This window comes from Bifidobacterium eulemuris (assembly GCF_014898155.1).
In the GTDB taxonomy this organism is placed as follows: domain Bacteria; phylum Actinomycetota; class Actinomycetes; order Actinomycetales; family Bifidobacteriaceae; genus Bifidobacterium; species Bifidobacterium eulemuris.
Map to the genome: position 1 here is coordinate 1,091,793 of NZ_CP062938.1, position 20,882 is coordinate 1,112,674.

The 20,882-nt window shown below is 65.2% G+C and carries 15 protein-coding genes and 1 tRNA gene; 3 read left to right on the forward strand and 13 right to left on the reverse strand.

The window, feature by feature from the left end:
• Positions 1 to 117: 117 nt before the first annotated feature.
• Positions 118 to 1,476: an ATP-binding protein gene (locus BE0216_RS04950; protein ID WP_226805815.1), complete on the forward strand. Its 1,359-nt coding sequence runs from the start codon at positions 118 to 120 to the stop codon at positions 1,474 to 1,476.
• A 132-nt stretch (positions 1,477 to 1,608) separates the two neighbouring features.
• A complete protein-coding gene (locus tag BE0216_RS04955; RefSeq protein WP_094636923.1) occupies positions 1,609 to 2,271 on the forward strand; it encodes a LuxR C-terminal-related transcriptional regulator in 663 nt (220 codons plus the stop codon).
• 202 nt (positions 2,272 to 2,473) lie between these two features.
• Here BE0216_RS04955 and galE read toward each other — a convergent pair whose 3' ends face one another.
• The 13 genes from galE to BE0216_RS05020 all read right to left on the reverse strand — a co-directional run bounded on the left by galE (position 2,474) and on the right by BE0216_RS05020 (position 19,230).
• Entirely contained in the window at positions 2,474 to 3,493 is a 1,020-nt protein-coding gene (gene galE / locus BE0216_RS04960) for a UDP-glucose 4-epimerase GalE (RefSeq protein WP_072724968.1), read from the reverse strand.
• A gap of 194 nt (positions 3,494 to 3,687) precedes the next feature.
• Positions 3,688 to 5,175: a UDP-glucose--hexose-1-phosphate uridylyltransferase gene (locus tag BE0216_RS04965; RefSeq protein WP_094636667.1), complete on the reverse strand. Its 1,488-nt coding sequence runs from the start codon at positions 5,173 to 5,175 to the stop codon at positions 3,688 to 3,690.
• A 1-nt stretch (position 5,176) separates the two neighbouring features.
• Positions 5,177 to 6,256 carry a phosphotransferase enzyme family protein gene (locus BE0216_RS04970; RefSeq protein ID WP_094636666.1) on the reverse strand — a complete coding sequence of 360 codons (1,080 nt, stop codon included), beginning with the start codon at positions 6,254 to 6,256 and terminating at the stop codon, positions 5,177 to 5,179.
• Positions 6,257 to 6,406: 150 nt separating this feature from the next.
• Positions 6,407 to 8,656 (reverse strand): 1,3-beta-galactosyl-N-acetylhexosamine phosphorylase, encoded by a 2,250-nt coding sequence (gene gnpA, locus BE0216_RS04975; RefSeq protein WP_094636665.1) that lies wholly within the window; start codon positions 8,654 to 8,656, stop codon positions 6,407 to 6,409.
• Between the two features lie 126 nt (positions 8,657 to 8,782).
• Positions 8,783 to 9,721: a carbohydrate ABC transporter permease gene (locus tag BE0216_RS04980; RefSeq protein WP_094636664.1), complete on the reverse strand. Its 939-nt coding sequence runs from the start codon at positions 9,719 to 9,721 to the stop codon at positions 8,783 to 8,785.
• Positions 9,718 to 10,689, reverse strand: coding sequence for a carbohydrate ABC transporter permease (locus tag BE0216_RS04985; protein WP_094636663.1), 972 nt, complete (start codon positions 10,687 to 10,689; stop codon positions 9,718 to 9,720). Before BE0216_RS04985 ends, BE0216_RS04980 begins: the two co-directional genes overlap by 4 nt.
• Before the next feature lie 152 nt (positions 10,690 to 10,841).
• A complete protein-coding gene (locus BE0216_RS04990) occupies positions 10,842 to 12,161 on the reverse strand; it encodes an ABC transporter substrate-binding protein (RefSeq protein ID WP_094636662.1) in 1,320 nt (439 codons plus the stop codon).
• 160 nt (positions 12,162 to 12,321) lie between these two features.
• Positions 12,322 to 12,951 (reverse strand): HAD family hydrolase, encoded by a 630-nt coding sequence (locus tag BE0216_RS04995; RefSeq protein WP_094636661.1) that lies wholly within the window; start codon positions 12,949 to 12,951, stop codon positions 12,322 to 12,324.
• A 205-nt stretch (positions 12,952 to 13,156) separates the two neighbouring features.
• Positions 13,157 to 13,241: transfer RNA gene (locus tag BE0216_RS05000), tRNA-Ser, on the reverse strand.
• 147 nt (positions 13,242 to 13,388) lie between these two features.
• Positions 13,389 to 14,675: a serine--tRNA ligase gene (gene serS / locus BE0216_RS05005; protein ID WP_094636660.1), complete on the reverse strand. Its 1,287-nt coding sequence runs from the start codon at positions 14,673 to 14,675 to the stop codon at positions 13,389 to 13,391.
• A gap of 11 nt (positions 14,676 to 14,686) precedes the next feature.
• A complete protein-coding gene (locus BE0216_RS05010; RefSeq protein WP_094636659.1) occupies positions 14,687 to 15,550 on the reverse strand; it encodes a PRD domain-containing protein in 864 nt (287 codons plus the stop codon).
• 24 nt (positions 15,551 to 15,574) lie between these two features.
• Positions 15,575 to 17,761: a glucose PTS transporter subunit IIA gene (locus tag BE0216_RS05015; protein WP_094636658.1), complete on the reverse strand. Its 2,187-nt coding sequence runs from the start codon at positions 17,759 to 17,761 to the stop codon at positions 15,575 to 15,577.
• 86 nt (positions 17,762 to 17,847) lie between these two features.
• A complete protein-coding gene (locus tag BE0216_RS05020; protein ID WP_226805705.1) occupies positions 17,848 to 19,230 on the reverse strand; it encodes a sugar porter family MFS transporter in 1,383 nt (460 codons plus the stop codon).
• Between the two features lie 417 nt (positions 19,231 to 19,647).
• Here BE0216_RS05020 and BE0216_RS05025 point away from each other — a divergent pair, with 417 nt between their 5' ends.
• Positions 19,648 to 20,826 carry a diacylglycerol/lipid kinase family protein gene (locus BE0216_RS05025; protein WP_094636656.1) on the forward strand — a complete coding sequence of 393 codons (1,179 nt, stop codon included), beginning with the start codon at positions 19,648 to 19,650 and terminating at the stop codon, positions 20,824 to 20,826.
• The last annotated feature ends 56 nt before the right edge of the window (positions 20,827 to 20,882 follow it).

The window sequence follows — 20,882 nt, forward strand, 5'->3', positions numbered from 1 at the left end:
GCGGCACCCGAAGCGACGGTGCCTGGGACGGCATCGCTTGGTACGCCTCCGTATGCCGCCTCCACCGCCGCCACCGCTGATGGCCGGCAGTATCACGCCCCATACGCTCCCACTGCGATGGCGCCGGCCAAACTGCCGCTGATGCGCCCCAAGCAGGGACGCTGGCTGACCGGTGTCTGCAAAGGCGTCAGTCTGCATCTGGGCGTTTCGGTCGTCTGGGTGCGTCTGGCGTTCCTTGTGGCCGCCTGCCTGTGGGGCACCGGCGTGGTCGCCTATCTGTTTTTATGGATTTTCACTCCGGTGGGCGATCCGGTCGAGGCCGCGCGCCGCCAAGCGCATGACGCGACGGCGGAAGCGCCGCTTTCGCGCGGCAATGCGGCGTTCCCCACCGGCCCCGCGCATGCGCCAGACGACGCCGATACCGCAGACGAGGATAACGCCCGCTCCCCCGACGCCGGCGCGCAGGAGACCGTGGTCGACGCGTTGCGCCGCGCCCCCAAGCCCGCTCTGGTGGCCTCGGCTGGCATGGTTCTGCTGATGTTGGCGGTGGTGATGTCGTACGCGCATCACGAGGAGTTGATTCTGCCGCTGCTGTTCGGCATATCCGGATTGCTGGTGGCGTGGGCGCGCTACGACGCCAGGGAGGGGCAGATGCCGACGATGGTCGGCGGCATCGCGCTGATCTTCCTCGCCTATGCGGCCTATGTGATCAACGTCATGTATTCCGATTGGGGTTCCGACCCGTTGAGCCTGATCGCCGCCGGATTGGCGATGCTCATCGGCGTGGGATTGGCGATCGTGCCGTGGGCCAATGCGATGATCCGCTCGCTCGCCGCCGAACGCGCGATGAAGGAGCGTGAGGAGGAGCGCGCCGATATGACCGCGCATCTGCACGACGGCGTGCTGCAGACGCTCGCACTGATCCAGCTGCACGCCAAGGAGCCGGATACGGTGTTCACCCTGGCCCGCGGGCAGGAGCGCGAGCTGCGCGAATGGCTGTATCAGACGCGTTCCACCTCGGACCGTTCGGTGAACGCCGGATTGAAGCAGATCGCCGCCGCCATCGAAGACGAGCATGGCAAGCCGATCGACGTGGTCACCGTGGGTGACGCGCGGCCCAGCGCGCAGACGGACGCGTTGCTCGACGCGACGCGCCAGGCGTTGGTGAACGCGGTCACGCACGGCGGCGAGCCCGTCTCCGTCTACTGCGAGGCGGGCGAGACCCAGGTGGAGGTGTTCGTGCGCGACCACGGCGACGGATTCGATATGGACGCGGTGCCCGCGGACCGATTGGGTATCCGCGAGTCGATCATCGGCCGCGTCCGCCGCCGCGGCGGTACAGTGGAGGTGGTGTCGAGGCCCGACTGGGGCACCGAAGTCCGTATGCGCATTCCGATCACCGGCGATACGCCGCACACCACAGCCGCCTCGAACCCGAACGCCGGCCAGCGGCAAAGCGATCCCGCCGCCGCTTGACATGAAGAGGAACGCAGAAGACGAACAGCGGCCCGCCGCCGCTTTTAAGATGAGAAGGAACGCATTATGACCACGACGAAGCCTGAACCGCACACCGACGCCGTTCCGCAACCCTCGCCTGGACATGCGGGCATGCCGATCCGCGTGGCGGTCGTCGACGACCACGAGATGTTCCGCGCGGGAGTGATCGCCACCCTGCAGCCGCATTTCCGTATCGTCGGCCAGGCGGCCGATGTGGAGGGCTCGGTGGCGATGATCGCCGACACCCAACCCGATGTGGTGCTGCTTGACGTGCATGTGCCCGGCGGCGAGGGAGGCGGCGGCGCGGAGATTCTGATGAGGTCGCGCGCTCTGGCCCCCGCGTCGGTGTTCCTCGCGCTCTCCGTCTCCGACTCCCCGCAGGATGTGGGTTCGGTGATCCGCGCCGGCGCGCGGGGCTATGTGACCAAAACGATCACCGGAGAGGATCTGATCTCCTCGATCAAACAGGTCAACGAGGGCTATGCGGTGTTCTCGCCCAAACTGGCGGGATTCGTGCTCTCCGCCTTCCAGGGTGCGCCGTTGGCCGAGGATACGGGAGCGCCCGCGCGAGACGAGGAATTGGATCGGCTCTCGGCGCGCGAACAGGAGGTGATGCGGCTGATCGCCCGCGGATACACCTATAAGGAGGTGGCGGCCGAACTGTTCATCTCCATCAAAACCGTGGAGACGCACGTCAGTTCGGTGCTGCGCAAGCTCCAGCTGTCGAACCGCACCGAACTGACCCGATGGGCCGCCGACCGCCGCATCGTATAACCGCTACGTCATCCTGAGCGGAGCACGAAGTGCGGAGTCGAAGGATCTCAGGACCGTTATGGTCAGGAGATCCTTCGACTCCGGCCTTACGGCCTCCGCTCAGGATGACGTGGAGAGGATGGGACCTTCCGCTCAGGATGACGGCGAAAAGATGGCCTTCCCGTCCTAGGACGATGGTTGAGTTGGGCGCGGCCAGCCGCGATCAGGCGGTGCGGAATCCGTTGGGGTTCTTGGTCTGCCAGTTGAGCGACGAGGAGGCCATATCCTCCATGGTCAGCTCGGCCTTCCACTCCAGCTCCTTGGCGGCCTTGGAGGCGTCGGCGTAGCAGGCGTCGATGTCGCCGGGGCGGCGGTCCTTGAGCTCGTAGGGAATCGGGTGGCCGGCGGCCTGCTCGTAGGCCTTGATGACCTCCAGCACGGAGTAGCCGTGGCCGGTGCCGAGATTGTACACGTGCACGCCCGGCTCGTCGATGTGGTCCACGACGGCCACATGGCCCTTGGCCAGATCGACCACGTGGATGTAGTCGCGCACGCCGGTGCCGTCCGGAGTGTTGTAGTCGGTGCCGTACACCTGCACGGCGGCGAGCTCGCCGACCGCAACCTTGGCCACATACGGCGTGAGATTCGCGGGGATGCCCTTGGGGTCCTCGCCCAGCAGGCCGGACTCGTGCGCGCCCACCGGGTTGAAGTAGCGCAGCAGCACCATGGTCCATTCCGGGTCGGAGACGACCACGTCGCGCAGAATCTGCTCCTGGAAGAGCTTGGAGGTACCGTAGGGGTTCGTGGTGCCGCCGGTGGGGGTGGTCTCCAGAATCGGCAGCTCCGCCGGATCGCCGTACACGGTGGCGGAGGACGAGAAGATGAGCTTCTTCACGTTGTGGGCGCGCATCACCTTGAGCAGCACCAGCGTCGAATAGAGGTTGTTGTCGTAGTATTCGATCGGCTTGGCCACGGATTCGCCCACGGCCTTAAGGCCTGCGAAGTGGATCACCCAATCGATCGGGTTCTCGTCGAAGATGCGGTTCATCAGCGCCTCGTCGCGCACGTCGCCGTCGTAGCGCTTCACCGTTTTGCCGGTGATCTCCTCGACGCGGCGCAGCGCCTCGGGCGAGGAATTGCCGTAGTTGTCGACCGACACCACGTCATAGCCCTTGTTGAGCAGTTCGATGTCGGTATGGGTGGCGATGTAGCCGGCGCCGCCGGTCACCAAAATTGTGGTCATGATATTCTCCTTTTCCAGTCTGTATTATCCTCTTCCTCATCGCGGAAGGGAAGCGCGAACCGTAACGGTGGAGTGAACGATCAGCGACGATCGCCCTCCACCGCCACGGTCCGCTTGGTTTCGCACGGGGTACGTATCTGTGTGGTCGGAGCTCCGCGCGTCGGGCCCGTACGCCACGACGCGCGGGGCGCCCGTTATGCGGCGTGCAGTCCGAGCGAAGCGAGGAAGCCGAACATGAGTTCGGGGGTTTTGAACACGGCCGTATTGCGCAGGATGCGGTAGCAGACGCTGCCGAGCTCGTCCTGGATGGCGGCCCGGATATCGTCGCGGTCGCGCGAGCCGTCGAGCTGTTTCGTCAGTTCGTCCCATTCCAGGGTGAACTCGCGTTCCGCTTCGGGCAGGCCCTCGCCCGCCGCCAGCGCGTCCTCGATATGCCCCAGCTGCTCGACCAGACGGCCGGGCAGGATGAACAGACCCTGCGCCTCGATCAGACCGATCGGCTCCTGCTTGACCGGGTAGAACTCCGGATGCGCGTGGAAGATGCCGTCCGGATATTCCTCGCTGACGCCGTTGTTGCGGAAGATCAGGCTCATCTCGTAGCCGCGTTCGGTGACGATCGCGCTGGGCGAGAGGGCCGAACGCCTGCCGTCCTCGCCCTCGCACACGATGTCGAGCTCGGGATTCGAATAGGTCACCCAGCCTTCGCGGATCAGATCGCATACGTCGATCAGGCTTTGGCGCGATTTGGAGACGACGCGCACGGCGCTGCCGGGCCAGTCGAGCATCTCCACGGCCACGTCGGGGAACGCGTCCAAGCGCAGTTCGCGCAGCACGGGAGCGGTGTGCATCGGCAGCAGTTCGCCGCCGCCCTGGAAGTGATCGTGGGCGAGCACGGATCCGCCGATGCGGGGCAGGGCGGCGTTGCATCCGAGGAAGTATCCGGGGAAGCGGTCCACGAAGTCGAGTAGCATGCCGAAGGTGTCGCGGTCGACGTGCATCGGCGTGTGCGTGGTGTTCACGCAGATGCCGTGCTGGTCGAAGTAGCCGTAGGGAGAGAACTGCCAGAACCACGACTCGTCGCCGAGTTCGACCGGCAGGGTCCGCAGCGTGCGCTTGTTGCGTCCGGCGAAGCCCTCGTTCTCATGGCAGATGGTGCATTGCGGATATCCTCCGGCCACGGCGTTGCCGGCCGCCGCCTTCTTCATATCCTTGAATTCGGGTTTGGCGAGGTTGATGGTCACGACCAGACCGTGCGAGTCGAAGCGCGGATTGGCGTCGAGCTGCGCGCGCTTGACGTAGGTGTTGGCCACGCAGTAGTCGTACAGCCAGCGCATGGCTGCCATGCCGCCCCAGTCGCGTTCCACTTCGAGGAACCGGTCCTGCAGCGCGGAGGGATTCGCGGAGAGGATGCCCATCACGATATCGGCCCAGACGGGCCCCTCCTCGGCCTCGAACAGGCCGGCTTCGACCGCGGCCGCGCGGAATTCGCCCAGCAGCTCGTCCGCGGATCGACCGTCGGCCACGGCGCCGGTCGGCGCGTACGAGCTGAGGTCGAAGAGCTCGAAAATGCGGTTGCGCGTCCAGTCGGCATCGCGCCGGTCCAACGCGAGGCGGTCGCAGGCGTAGTCCACCAGCGCGTCGACGCCGGCGTACACCGGTTCCAGCTTGTCCTGTTCGGCCATGTCAGCGCGCCTCGTTCATGATCTCGTCGACGATGGCGTCGGTTTCGCCGACCTTCTGCTCCATCTCCTGCACGAGTTTGATCTGCGTGCGGGCGCGGACCAGATTGTGCTCGGGATACTTGGTGGCGAAATAGGTGTCGCCCACGAGATAGTCGGCCAGGAAGCGCATGCCGCATTCCATGGTCATCATCTTGCCGCCCATCGGCAGCAGCTCGGCCTCGCGCGCGGTGATGCTGTCGCGCAGCTCGCCCACGAATCCCTGCGCGTACGCGCGGAACAGCTCGGTGCTGAAATGCACCTTGTCGAGGTCCTTCTCGTCCTCAAGCGCCGTGGAGGCGCCGAAGCGGATGGAGTCGCCGAAGTCGAACAGCATGGAGCCCGGCATCACGGTGTCGAGGTCGATGATGGCGCGCGCCTTGTGCGTGTCCGCGTCCATCAGGATGTTGTTGAGCTTGGTGTCGTTATGCGTCACACGCAGCGGGATCGAGCCGTCCGCCAGACCGTCCATGATCACCGAGTATTCGTCGGCGTGGTTCATGAAGAAGTCGATCTCGTCGCGGCAGCCTGCGGCACGTCCCATCGCGTCCGCCTCCACCGCGGCCTGGAAGTCGCGGAAACGGCTCGGGGTGTTGTGGAAGTTGGCGATGGTTTCGGTCAGCTGCGAGGCGTCGAAGCGCGCCAGCTGGTTCTGGAACTGGCCGAACGCCGCGCCGGCGTCGCGGAACACGTCCGCGTCGGGCACGAGGTTGTACGAGATGGTGTTCTCGATGAACACGAACACGCGGTACGGGCCGTCGGAGGCCTCATAGTAGGAGGCGCCGTCGTTGGTGCGGATGATATCCAGCGTCTCCTGGCCCTGCGAGCGCAGGAAGTCGGTGACGAGCTCGATGTTGCGCATCAGATTCGCCGTGTCGGGGAAGATGTCGGTGTTCATCCTCTGCAGGATGTACCGGCGGGTGCCGGTTGTGACCAGGTAGGTGGTGTTGATGTGGCCGTCGCCGTAGGGAGCGATGCTTTCGACGGTTCCCTCGAGGGGGAAGTTCTCGACGACCGCGTCGAGGTGGGCGTCATGCTGAGCCATGGGACTCTTCTTTCTTCGGGCCCCTCGGGCGGGCGGAAGGCTGGCCGTCCGCCGTCGAAGCGATATGGATTGCTCCTCCGGTGGCGTTGTTGGCAATGGACCGAGCGGGCTGCGTCCGGAGGAGGAAAGACGCAGCCCTGGTCCCGTGTGTCACACCTCGCGCCAGGCGATGGCGCTGGAGGCGAGTTCGAAGCGTTCCGACGTGCCGTCGCCGAGACGGACCTCGGTGGTCTGCGGCTGGTCGGTGTTGTTGATCACGCAGTAGACATGCGACTGGGGGAAGTACGCGACCTCGCACTCGGGGTTGGTCGAGCTCCACGCGTCGTACTTGTCCTCGTTGCGGCTGGCGTAGAAGAGGATGCGTTCCAGCAGTCGGGCGTTGGCCGCGGAGTACGGCAGGCCGGACAGGTAGACGCCGCGTCCCTCGCCGTATTCGTTGACCGCGAGCTGGACCTGGCCGTTGTCGGCGCGGATCAGCGTCACGTCCTCGTTGATGGGATAGGTGTTGGGGATGGGCTCGCCGAAGTCGATGCCGCCCACGACGCCGCCCTGACCGCCGCCGCAGCCGGACAGCGGGATCGCGCGGGCCGCGTTGGCCGCCTCGATCACGCCGTCGGCCAGCGCCACATCCTCGGTGATGAAGTGGCGCTCGACGACCGGCGGGAAGTACTTGTCGACGGACAGCGTCTGGTAGCGCTCCTCGTCCACGCCGAACACGTCGGCCAGCTGGAAGAAGCGTCCGGCCTGGAAACGGGCCAGCGAGCTCGGCTCGCCCACGCCCACCAACGCGCCGCCGCCGCGCACCCAGGCGCGCAGGGTTTCGACCAGCTTCGGATCGGTCCACGCGTCGCCGCCGGAATAGGCGGTGTCGACCGGGCCGCCGGTGATGATCACGTCGATGTCGTCGTCCACACCGCCCGAGACCACGTCGTCGAAGCTGATGAAGCGCACGTTGACGCGCATGCCGGAGAGGGCTTCGAGGATGCCGTAATAGGAGTAGGTCTGCTTGTTGGGCAGCGCGTGCGCCACGGTGTAGGCCATCCAGGAGCGCATCTTGCCCCAGCTGTTGAGGATCGCCACGTTGAGCTCGCCTTCGGCGGCGACTCCCCCGGTGCGCTCGTGCAGATCGCGGAATTCGTCGGCGATGTGGGTCACGGTGTCGACGAACTTGGGGAATTTGGCCGCCAGGCTCAGGTAGCCGCCGTAGCCCATGCGCGAGATGGGGCTGCGCATGATGGCGCGGCGGGCCTTGCGCCAGTTGTCGAGGCCTTCGACGCTCGGATCGTTGCCCTCGTAGAAGGTGTCGGGGAAGAAGTACGGCAGGAAGCGGCCCTCGGTGTACTTGACGCCAGGGATGTCCGCGATCATGCGGGTGGTGGTGCCGTCGCCGATGGAGCCGACCACCGCGTCGAGGCCGAGCTCCTCGAAGCCCTCCTTGTAGGGCTCGGTGCCGATCCACTGGTCGCCGAGGAACATCATGGCCTCTTTGCCGGCGGCGTGGGTCATGTCGACGAGTTCCTTGACGTTGCGGCGCACGAAGCCGGAGAGGAAGTCGATCCAATCGCGCTGGGCCTTGCGGGGCACGCGCCAGGCGGAATTGTAGGCGCCGCCGTCCACGAAGTCCTCGGGGCGCTGGCGGTAGCCGTATTCGGCCTCGAAGTCGTCGAGGGCCTTGGGGCTCACGGTGCAGGAGCAGCCGAACCAGTCGACGATCTTCTCGCGGTGCTTCTCGTCGAAGAGCAGCGTGAACTGGTAGAAGAAGGTGGTGAAGCGCACCACGTCGACCTGCGGGTTGTCTTTGAGCCAGTCGCGGAAGGTGTCGAGCACGAAGCCGCGGGTGGCGTCATGGTAGATGTCGAAGGGGATCTCGTGTTCCTTGTCGCCCCAGTCGTTGGTCAGATGGTTGTACATCTCGACCGGGTCCCAGATGATGTAGGCGAGGAAGGTGACCGTGTACTCGTGCATCGGCGTCGCGTTCGCGATATGCACCGTGTCCGTCTCGGCGTCGAGCGTCCAATCGGAGGCGTCCACGACCTGGCCGGTGGTGCGGTCGATGACCTCCCAGTACTTGTGCGGGTCGGCGTCGCGGTTCGGCTGGAGCTGCTCCTCGTAGAAGCTGTCCATCAGCGGCACGTCCACCGTGGAGTCCTGGGCCAGCACGCGGCCGGTGAGCAGGAAGACCTGCGGGGTCTCGTCCATATGCAGGGTGATCCACTCGTTGTGCGCGCGGGTCGGGAAGTAGGCGCTGTACACCTTCTTGCCGAGGGCGAGCACGGCCTCGTCCAGATGGGTGCCGTCGGAGTTGCGGATGGCGTCGGCGCCCCACAGTTCGGCGAGTTCCTTGGTTTTCTCGGCGAAGTTCTCTTCGCTGGGAAGGGTGAAACGACCAGTAGTGGTCATGGTTGTGTCTCCTTGGGATGTGGGAGGGAAATGCGATGCCATGCCGGGCGGCGCGTCGGCCTCCCTGACTGCACAAGACACCGATGCGGCGCCCGGCACGACAAGTTGTGGTGGGATTTGGAAGGATCAGCCCTTGACCGCGCCGGCGGCGAGGCCGGCCTGCCAGTAGCGCTGCAGGCCGAGGAAGAGCACGATCACCGGAAGCACGCCGAGCAGCGCGCCCATCATCAACGCTCCTCGATCGTTGAACGTGGCCAGCGAGACCATGCCGTACAGGCCGAGCGTGACCGGCTTGAGCGAATCGGACGAGAGCATCATCAACGGCAGCAGGAAGTTGTTCCAGGTGGCCACGAACAGGAAGAGGAAGATCGTCACCATGGCGGGGGCGAGGATCCTCAGCACGATCGTGAAGAAGATGCGGGCTTCGCCGGCGCCGTCGATGCGGGCGGCCTCGAGCAGTTCGTTCGGCACGGAGCTCTGCGCGTACACGCGGCCCAGGAAGAATCCGAAGGGCGAGACCGAGCAGGGGATGATCACGGCGAGCATGGTGTTGGTCAGGTGCACCGCGTGGAAGATCGAGTACTGCGGGATGGTCAGCAGGGCGGCGGGCATGAGCATGCAGCCCATGATGACGCCGATGGCGGCGTTCTTGCCGCGGAAGTTGAACTTCGCGGTGGCGTAGCCGGCCATCACGGCCACGATGGTGCCGACGGCGGCGGAGACGCCCGAGTAGATCAGCGAGTTGAGCACCCAGCGCCAGAACTGGCCGCGGGTCCATCCCAGCAGCTTGGAGTAGTTGGTGGCGATGGCGTCGGGCAGTTGGTCGATGCCGACGGCGAACCACAGTCCGTTGCTGCCGGTCATCTGCGAGGGGTTCTTCGTCGAGGCGACGATCGCCCAGTAGATCGGGAAGAGGAAGTAGATCAGGGCCGCGACCAGCACCACGATGGTGATGACCTTGACGACCGGGGACGGGCGCATCGAGCGGGGCAGGTCGTTGGCCGCCTTCGCCTGGAGCTTCTCGGCTTTTCTGCGGGCGCGCGCCTGTGAGGACATGGCGATCATTCCGCGTTCACCTTCCTTTCGACGAGGGCGTAGGCCATGGCGAGCACGCCCGCGATCAGCGCCATCACGATGGCGATGGCCGAGGCCGGGCCGTCACCGCCGGGGGTGAGGGTGCCTTGCGAGGTGTTCATGGCCATCATCATCGGCGTATACGATTTGGAGATGCCGGGGTCGGCGGTTTGCATGATCTGCGGCTCGTTGAACAGCTGGATGGTGCCGACGATGGACAGCAGCATGGCGAGCAGGGCGGCGGAGCGCACGTTCGGCAGCTTGATCTTCATCGCGATCTGGAAGCCGTTCGCGCCGTCGATGCGCGCGGCCTCGTACAGCTCGTGCGGAATGGCCTGCAACGCGGCCAGGAAGATCAGCATGTTGTAGCCGGTGAAGGTCCAAGTGGTGATGTTGGCCATCGAGGCGAGCACGATGTTGTCGGCGAAGAAGTCGACGTTGATGCCCAGGGCCGCCAGACCTTTGACGATCGGGGAGATCTGGCCGTTGTAGAGGTACACCCAGATGATGGAGGCGACCACGCCGGGGATGGCGTAGGGCAGGAAGTAGCCCAGGCGGAAGCCGGTGATGTGCTTGACGACGAAGGAATCGATGAGCATGGCCAGCGCGAGGGCGGCGATGATCATGATGGGCACCTGGATGAGGGTGTAGATAAGCACGCGGCCGATGCCGCCCCAGAAGTTGGATGAGGTGAGCACGTACTGGAAGTTCTCGAAGCCGACGAACTGGTTGACGAGTTCGCCGCCGCCGTACGCGCCGCCGCCTTCGGATACCTGGCGGAAGAAGCTGGAATAGACGGCCCAGATGATGGGCAGGATGAACACGAGGGCGAACAGGATTCCGAACGGCGCCATAAACGCCCAGCCGGTGCGGTTCTCGCGCTTCGCGGCGTTCGACCGCTTCGGCTTGGCCGCGCGGCGCGCGCCGCCCGCCTTCGCGGATTGTGTGGTTGCAGTCATTGCACTACCTTGTCTTTCAAGGAAAATGAGGACATCATTGCCCTGGACAACAAAAGGCCGGAGGGTTTGAAGCTCCGGCCTTTCGGTTGTGAGGGTGGGACGGATCACGTCACCGGGAAAGGCCCCGGCGGCTTGGCGATCCGTTCGATCCGCTACTCGGCCACGGACAGGCCGAGGTTCTTGAGGGTCTCGATGGAGGTGGTCTGGGCCGTGGAGAAGACATCCGCGACCTTACCGGAACCGTCCACCGCCTTGGCGGCGGTTTCCTTCATCGCGGCGCCCACCGCGGAGTAGCCAGGCATGTAGGTGAACTCGCCCATGTTGTCGTTGGCGGTGGCGAGCTCGGCCATCACGTCCTGGCCACCGTAGAACTCGGACCAATCGGCCGGGGTCTCAGCGGCTTCGGTGCTGGCGGCCACGACCAGGCCCTGGGAGACCAGATCGGCGACCTGGGTGTTGAACCAGTCGAGGAACTCCATGGCCTCGGCCGGGTGCTCGGAGCCCTTCATCACGGCCACGCCGGAGCCACCGTCGGGGCCGGACTTGCCGCCGTTCTCGAACCAGTCGCCGAGCTGGGCGACGCGCCACTGGCCCTTCTGGGCATCACCGATGGAGTCCATGAGCAGCGGGGCTTCCCAGCCGGCGCCGATGGTGCCGATCAGGGAGCCGTCCTGCAGGGAGGCGTCGAAGGAGGGATCCCAGCGCGGGCTGGTGGCCACGGCGCTGCTGTCGATCAGCTCCTGGAACACGGAGGCCACGGCGCTGGAGCCGGCGGTTTCGGTGTTGACGACCCAGGCGTCGTTCTCAACGGTGTACCAGGACTCGGAGGCGCCGGCCAGACCGGGGAACATGTTGCCGGCCTCATCGGCCTGGTAGGACAGGATGTACTTGCCCTGCTCAGCGGCCTTCTTGGCGGATTCGATGAGCTCATCCTGCGTGGTGGGCACGCTCAGGCCCAGCTCCTCGAAGGCGGTGGCGTTGTAGTAGTAGACCAGCGGGCCGGTGTCCTGCGGCAGGCCGTAGGTCTTGCCGCCGACCTGCATCAGCTTGAAGGGGCCCTCTGCGAAGTGGTCCTGATACTTGGCGGCCTCTTCGGTGACGTCCTCCAGCATGCCCTTGGTGAAGACCTCGGGCAGCTCCGAATAACCGATCTGGGCCAGGTCGGGCGCCTCGCCGGACTTGACGTCGGTTTCGAGCTTCTTGATCATGTCGGAGGCGCCGCCGTCGAACTTGGTGGCGGTGACCTGGATGTCCGGATGCTCGTCGTTCCACTTCTTGACGATGTCGTTCACCAGCGTCATGCCCTCGCTATCAGGCAGACGGTGCATGTAGGTGATCTCAACGGGTTCGCCTGAGGTCGAGCCGCCGTCGCTGGCGGTGTCGCCACCGGCGCTGCCGCAGCCGGACAGGGCGATGCCCATCGCGGCGACGGAGGCCAGAGCGGCTATGAAGCGTTTGTTGTGCGAAACCATATCTCTAACTCCTTGTGAATATTCACCATCACTCCTCTGTGATAGCTGAGTATCAATATACGGTGCCAGAGAATAAATGTCAACTTCGCTAACAATAAAGCGTGTCTCTTAGAGAAAAAGCCTGAAAACCCTTTGTTTTTCTTGGATTTTCGCCATTTCTCTATTTTGTTAACACCCCTTTGTCACCAAGCTCTTGCCGCAGCTGTTCGGCATCGGTGAAGCAGATGCCCAGCAGCCCCTCCAGCCCGGCCACGTCGGCGTTGCGCCGCTTGTCGTCCACGAACGCCGTGGCTGCGGGATCCACGCCGAATCTCTCGATGGCGCGCCGGAAGATCCGCGGATCCGGCTTGATCATCCCTTCCTCGGACGACACCACCACATCGGAGAGCAGCCGCAGCTCCGGGAACCGCTCGCGGGCGGCCTCGACATAGTCGGTCGTGAAATTCGTCAGCCCCCACATGCGGATCCCCGCCGCGTCCAGATCACGCAACAACTCCCCCATGCCGGGCATCATGCCGGCGAGCGCCATCCTCTGCCGCTCGAGCAGCACGCGGAACACCCACGCGACCGCGGGACCGTGCTGCGTCTCATAATCGGCGAGCACCTGGCTCTCGCTCCACCCCAGGTTGGCTTTCCGCTCGTAGTAGTGATAGCCGAAACGATCCGCCGGATCGAAGAACATATCGACCACGCCGGGCGGATACTGCCCCTCCAACGCGAGCCTCGGCTGGAAATCGACCAGCACGCCGCCGAAATCGAATATCACGTCGGTGATGGCGGATCGCCCCATATCCCCTCCTTCGTCGCTGCGCCGCGTTCCGCGACCGCCGAACGCACAGCGCCACCCTACCCAAGACCATCCAAGACTATCGCCGGGTGGCCGACAACCGCACGTATCCGCAATGGCGCATGGCGAATGCGACGCACACGTCCGTGGGCACGCAAACAAAAACCCGGCGGACGCTGGATTTCCAACGGCCGCCGGGTCTGGCCTGCGGACAGAGCGAGATTCGAACTCGCGGAGGGTTGCCCCTCAACGGTTTTCAAGACCGTCTCTTTAGACCGCTCAGACATCTGTCCTCGGGGTCACCATGCTAATCGCACCCCTCGATTAGCGTGCGCCGTCACAACGCTTTAACCACATCGATTATCGCGATGACGCCATTGCGCCGATTCCGGCCAAGTGGCGCACCCCCTATGGTTAAAGCGTTGTAACCGTCAACCCGATCATGCCTCCCACGCGGTGGGCTCGATCACTTCCTTGCCGCCCATATACGGACGCATGGCCTTGGGGATGACGATGGAGCCGTCGGCCTGCTGATGGTTCTCGAGGATCGCGACCAGCCAGCGGGTGGTGGCCAGCGTACCGTTCAACGTGGAGACCGGACGGGTGCCGCCGCCCTCCATGCGTTCGCGGATGTTCAGACGGCGCGCCTGGTATTCGGTGCAGTTCGAGGTGGAGGTCAGCTCGCGGTACTTGCCCTGGGTCGGCACCCACGCCTCGCAGTCGAACTTGCGGGCGGCCGAGGATCCCAGATCGCCGGCGGCCGTGTCGATCACACGGTACGGCAGTTCGACCTTGCCGAGCATCTCCTCCTCCATGGCGAGCAGATGCTTGTGCTCATCGCGGGCGTTCTCCTGCTGGGCGTAGACGAACATCTCCACCTTGTCGAACTGGTGCACGCGGATGATGCCGGAGGTGTCCTTGCCGGCGGCGCCGGCCTCGCGGCGGTAGCAGGAGGACCAGCCGCAATAGCGCAGCGGACCGCCCGACAGGTCGAGGATCTCGTCCTCGTGCATGCCGGCGAGCGCCACTTCGGAGGTGCCGACGAGGTACTGGTCGTCGGGTTCGCGCAGACGGTAGATCTCGTCGGCGTGGGAGTTGAGGAAGCCGGTGCCGCGCATGACCTCGGGACGCACCAGCGTGGGGGTGATGGCGAGCGTGAAGCCGTTCGCCTCGGCCTGGTCGACGGCCATGGTGAGCATCGCGATCTGCATGCGGGCCACGGCGCCGCGCAAGAAGTAGAAGCGGGAGCCGCCGACCTTCGCGCCGCGGCGCGTGTCGATGCCGGCCACGCCGGTGCCCAGGGTCATATGGTCCTTCGGTTCGAAACCCTCGGCCGCGAAGTCGCGGATCTGGCCGACCTTCTTGACGACGACGTAATCGTCCTCGCCACCGGCGGGGGCCTCGTCCTCGACGATGTTCGACAGCTTCCACATCGCGGTGGTGTACGCCTCGGAGGCGGCGTCGGCGGCGGCCTTGAACTCGGCCACCTTGTTGGACAGCTCCTTGGTCTGCGCGATCAGCGCGGCCTTCTCGTCGGCGGGGGCGGCGGCGACCTTCTTGCCGATCTCCTTCTGCTGGGCGCGGGCGGCCTCGAATTCCTTGAGGGATTCACGGCGCGTCTCGTCGGAGGAAAGCACCTCGTCCACCAGCTCCACGGATTCCCCGCGCTTGCGCTGGGATTCCTTGACGATGTCGGTGTGTTCGCGAATGAATTGAATATCAAGCATGAGCCATAAGCCTAGTCCCGCAAGCCGACACTCCGGCCGTGTCGTCCGTTATCCGCGACGCGGGCGACGTGCAACGCCAGATAGGCGATCTCGTCCTCGGTGATGTCCGCGTCGAAGCGCAGCTCCAGCACCGTCGCGATATACGAGGCGCAGCGCACCGCCTGCGCGTAGGAATCGCGGATCGCGCCGACGATCGATTCGGGTTCGTCGACGAGCTGCCGATGCTGGTTGATGCGCACGAACAGGTAGCGCAGATGCGTGATGAAACGCCCCACGTTCACCGACGAACGGTCCAGCTCGACCTCGTATGTCTCTTCGATGATGGTGATGATCTGCTGGATCACGCCGGTCATCTGATAGGTGTAGGTCAGGTCTCCCGTGGAGAATCCGGCGTTCACCAGATGCAGGGCCAGGGCGATGGCCTCCCCTTGCGGCAGCGCGCGGTCCAGCCTCCGGTTCAACGCCCGCACCAGCAGACGCCCTTGTTCGTATTCCTTCGGATAGAGGTTGGACACCTCCCCTACCAGCGGATAGTCGACCTCGATGCCTCGCTCCAGCCGCAACAGCGCGTTGTCCACATGGTCGGCGACCGCCATCACCAGCGTGGCGCTGCCCTGCATGTCGGCGCCCAGTCCGGCCTCCCCCATCGCCTCGCAGACCGCGCGGATCGTCTCCGGCCGGATATCGGACAGCAATTGCGCCATATGATCGGGGTCGCGTCCGTCCGCCGGCACGAAGGTGCGCACCACTTTGCTCTCATCGACGCGCATGCCGGGCCTGGCTTGGAATCCGATGCCCCGACCGGTGAGGATCACCTCGCCGTCGCGCCCCTGGGCCAACACCACGTTGTTGTTGAACACGCGCAGGATTTTCATGGAGTTCCTTTCGTCGGCCACACTTTAGCGCCGCACGTCGATCACCGGCTCGCCGGCCCGCACGTCGATGCCCACGCGTGGCACGACGGCGGCGAATTTCGCGGTGTTGATCACCGTCATCATAACGGTGGTGGCATGCCCGGCCGCGCGGATCCGGTCGCCATCGACCGTGACGAGCAGGTCGCCGGCGTGGACGCGCTGTTTTTTGACCACGGCCACGACGAATCCCTCCCCGCCCATCCGCACGGTGTCAAGGCCGACATGCACCAGCACCTCGACGCCGTCATCCGTTTTGATGCCGAACACATGACCGGTCGCGGCCACGGTGGTGAGCACGCCGTCGACCGGCGCCACCACGTGCGGGTCGGTGGGTTCCACCCCCACGCCTTCGCCGAGCGCCCGGGATGCGAACACCTTGTCGCCGGCGTCGTCGAGGGCGATCACATGGCCCGCGACCGGCGCGAGCACGGACTCGGTCGACTGCGGGCCGGCGGCGGCCGCCTCGCCTGAGGCTCCCGCCTCGCACGAGACTCCCGCACCATCTAAGTCTTCCGCCTCGCCTAAAACTCCCGCCCCACCATAGGGATGGAATATCGACGCAAGCGCCGTCAGGGAGCCGTCACGCGACGGAGTCGCCCGCTCCCCGTCGACATCGCGTCTCCCACCCGTCTCCGGCTCGCGATAGTCGAGCATGACAATCAGCACCATGGGCAGAACGAACGCCACCGCAATGGATACGCCGTACACCCACATGCGCTGGAACGCCGGAATGGTCAGCAGCGAGGTGAAGGCGAACGCCGTGGTGGTGACCCCGGGCACGGATCCACCGGAGACGGCGGAAGGGAACAGCCATCCCAGCACGGCGATGGTGACGCCGCCCACGGCGCAGCCGGCGAGCATACGCGGGTAGATGCGCCTGTACCGCAGATGGATGCCGTACAGGCTTGGTTCGGACACGCCGCCGAGCAGTCCGGCCGCAAGCGCGCTCACGCATGTCTGGCGCATCTGCGTGTCGTGTTCGCGCAACGCAAGCACCAGAACGCCGGCGGTGGCGCCGAAGCAGGCGAAATTCCACACGCCCATCGGCCCTTGGATGAAGTCGTAGCCCAGCGATTGGATGTTCATCAGTATCAGGGCGTTCACGGGCCAATGCAGGCCAAGCGGCACCAGGAACGGGTACAGCATCGGCACCAGCAGCGCGAAGACGAACGGCGCGTGGCCGTTCAGCCAGGCGAACGCCACGCCCAGACCGTTGCCGATCCATACGCCCAAGGGGCCGATGACGAACGCCGTCAGCGCGCCCACGACGATCAGCGAGAGAAACGGCACGAACACCAGCCGCATCGAGGGCGGCACCACGCGCCGCAGACCGCGGTAGACCAGTCCCAGCACGGCGGCCATCATCAGCGGCACGCACACATTGCCGGAGTAGTCGTTCAGCTGCATGGGCAGTCCGAACACGCTCACGGAGCAGGACGCGGTGCCCAACGCCGAGTTGTCCACACAGGTCACGGCATCGCCCCAGCGCGAGGAGTCGGCGAGCGACGCGAACTGCGGGGTCATCAACGCCGCCATGATCGCACCGCCCACCCATGGGTCCACGGCGAGTTTTCTGGCGGCGTTGTAGGCCACCATAATCGGCATGAAGTAGAACACGCCCTCCCACAGCGCCTTGACGAACATCAGTCCCGCGCTCGCCTCGTCATCCGCGACAAGTCCCAGCGAGATCAGCAGGTTGACGGCGGCGATGAGGATCGAGGCCGCCAGCAGCACGCCCAGAATCGGACGGAACGAGTCGGCCAGATAGTCGAAAAAGGCGTCCAGCCAGGCGATGTTCACACGCGTCGCCGACTTGGACTCCGGAGAGGAACCGCCCGCCCCGGCATCCGTCTTGCCGCGTCGGGCGGCGTGCGTGGCGTCCGCGATGGCGTCGGCGGCGTCGTGGGCGCGCACGCCGCGCATATCCGGCAATGCCAGACAGGCCTCGTACAGAGCCTCCACGCCGCCGCCGACCACCACCTGGCAACGGTTGCCGCTTTGGGGAAGGGCGACCAGCACCTGCTTGATGGACTCAAGCCCGGCCAGGTCGACTTTGCCGCCGTCATTGAGTTCGAAACGCAGCCGCATGGCGCAGTGCGACAGTCCGCGCACATTCGCCCCGCCGCCCACGGCTGCGATGATGGCGGCGGCGACCTCGCCGTTTGCGGACATCCGCGCTCCTTCCCTTGGGTTGGTTCCATAGTGTCCGACGAACACCGCCCGCGCAAGCCCAGGCGTGGTATCCGATCGGACCCGCGTCACTTCGACGCGCCGCGCCCCACCAATTCCGCCTCGATCTGCTCCAGCGACTTGCCTTTGGTCTCGGGGACGAACCTGAGCACGAACGGGATGGACAGCACCGCGAACACCGCGAAGATCGCGAACGGACCGCCCACGTTGTTGCCGAACGCGGCCAGCAGCATCAGGAAGAACTGGGATACGACGAAGTTTCCGATCCAGTTGGCCGCCGAACCGATCGACGTGCCGATGCCGCGCACCGACAGCGGGAAGATCTCGCCGATCATCACCCAGGCCAGCGGACCCCACGAGACGGCGAAGCCGAGGATATACACGGCGATCAGCACCATGGTGGGCACGGCGGCATTGCTCACGTCGCCAAGGAAGTTCAGCAGCGCGAGCGCGACCAGCGAGACGGCCATCACCACGGAACCGAACACCAGCACGGTTTTGCGGTTGAAACGGTCCATGAACAGCGTGGCGACGATGGTGGAGAGGAAGTTGACCACGCCGATGCCGACGGACACCCAGATCGCCTGGCTTTCGGGGAATCCGAAGCCCTTGATGAACACCTGCGGCAGGAAGTAGATCACCGAGTTGATACCCACAAGCTGCTGGAACAGCATGATGCCGACGGCCGCGATGATGGCCGGACGCGCGGTGGTGAACAGCTCCTTGACGCCGCCCTGGCGCTGCGCGCGCTCGGATGAGGCGACGCGCTCGATCTCGTCGAGTTCGGCCGTGACTTCGGCGGCGTCCATATCCTTGCGGATCAGCTGCAGCACCTTGAACGCGTTGCGCATATCGCCCTGCTTGACCAGATAGCGCGGCGATTCGGGCAGCAGCAGGCCGCCGAGGAGCAGCAGCGCGGACGGGATCAGCGCGGAGGCCAGCATCCACCGCCAGTCGTCCCAACCCAGCAGATCGCGGTCGAGGAATCCGAGATTGGACAGGTACGCCAGCAGAATGCCGAGTGTCACCATAAGCTGGAACAGCGTGGACAGTGAGCCGCGGCGCTCCTTGGGCGCCAGTTCCGCCAGATAGGCCGGGGTGAGCGCGGAGGCGGCGCCGACGGCGAGGCCGAGCAGGATGCGGGCCGCGACCATCCACACGAAGCCCGTGGCGGTGGCGGATAACGCGGACCCCACCAGGAAGAGCAGGGATGACACGATCAGCAGCTTCTTGCGCCCGTATTTATCGGACAGGCCGCCGATGGTGAGTGCGCCGATCATCGAACCGATCAGCACCGACGAGGTGATGAATCCGGTCTGCGCGGCGTTGAGCTGGAAGTCGCTTTCGATCAACGGCGACGCGCCGGAGATGATGCCCGTGTCGAAGCCGAACAGCATGCCGCCAAGCGCGCCGAAGAGGAAGATGAACGTGTTGTTCAGGGGGAATCGCACCGGTACTCCTTTGTCTCGTGTGGCCGCCGGGCACCCGTTGTGCCAGGCGTCGGGATTCTCGTCTTCGTTCGTTTCCTGACGCCGGGCCGCTGGGCGACGCCCTTCCCCGAACAACAAAAAAGACCTGAGACATGGCTTTCGCCAGGTCTCAGGTCTTGCCTCGTTGTCGAGTAGCAACCCTGCTAATCAAGTAACTAGCGGATAGTGTAAGCGATGCCGGACTTAAGACACGCCGATATGCGGCGGCAAATATCCGTCAAAGGTGCGCGCATGCGCATACGAGGCGCGCGGGCGGCGCATCGCGGCCGTCTGTCCCCTCCCGCACCTCCCGATCATACGTTCAGGCTTCGTGCAGAATTGGAGGAATTCGACGCGCCTCGCATGGCCGGACGTCCCGCACGGGCAAGAATGGACAGCATGCCTTCCGCACTGCACATCACACTCGTCGTCATCGCCGTCTGCATCGTCATCGCCGCCGTCGGCGTCGTCGGCGTGCGGCTGCACCGCAAGCGCGCCCTCGCGGCCTCCCTGGACAAGCGCCGCGACGACGAGGTGCACTACGCGTTCATCATCAACCCGTCGAAGCCCCAGGCCGAGGCCCGCCGCGAGCATATCGAACGGTTCTGCCAGGCGAAGGGTCTGACGCAGGTGCAGTTCATCGAAACGCAGCTCGACAAGGACGGCCGCGCCTGCGCGTTGGAGGCGCTGGACAACGGCGCCGACGTGGTGGTGGCCGTCGGCGGGGACGGCACCGTGCGCACGGTGGCGAGCGCCGTTTCGGGCACCGGGCACGCGCTGGGCATCGTGCCGATCGGCACGGGCAATCTCTTCGCCCGCAATATGGGCATTCCGATCGACGACATCGACGCGGCCCTCACCGTGGCCACCTCGCATGGCTCGCGTCTGGTGGATATGGGACGCGCCATGATCCTGGACCGTCCCGACGAGGACCACGGCCACGCCTTCCTCATCATCGCGGGACTGGGTTTCGACGCCGCGATGATCGACGACACCGATCCGGAGCTGAAGAAGAACATCAGCTGGCTCGCCTACTTCGTGGGCGGCGTGAAGAACCTGTTCGCGCCGAAATACCGCGGCAGCGTGACCATCACCCGCGCCGACGGCTCCAGCCATACGACGCGCGAGCTCACCTTCCGCACCCTGATGGCGGGCAACTGCGGGCAGATCCCCGTCTTCTCGCTGATGCCGAACGCCTCCTTCGACGACGGCCTGCTGGATTTCGAACTCATCGACACCACGGGCGGCATCCTCGGATGGGCGAATCTGTTCGGCGACGTGCTGCACCAGACGCTCACCGGCCGTGCCGAACAGAATCCACTGTCGACCAACTCCACGGTCGACCAGATCCAGGGCATAAGCGCCGAGGTCGTGTTGGAGAAGCCGGCGCTGGCTCAGGTGGACGGCGATATGCTCGGCGAGACCGCGCATATCCGATTCTCCGTGGAACATCAGGCGCTGATCGTGCGCGTGCCCGAATCCACCGCGACGGCGGATAAAACCGCGCAGAACGCGCAGGCGAACGCCACCGCCTCGTTCGCGGAGATGACCGGCACGATCAGACCCATCCAGGACTAGTCCGGGACCAATCCGGGACCAGGCCTGGTTGAACCGGAGACGGGCAGAGACGGCGG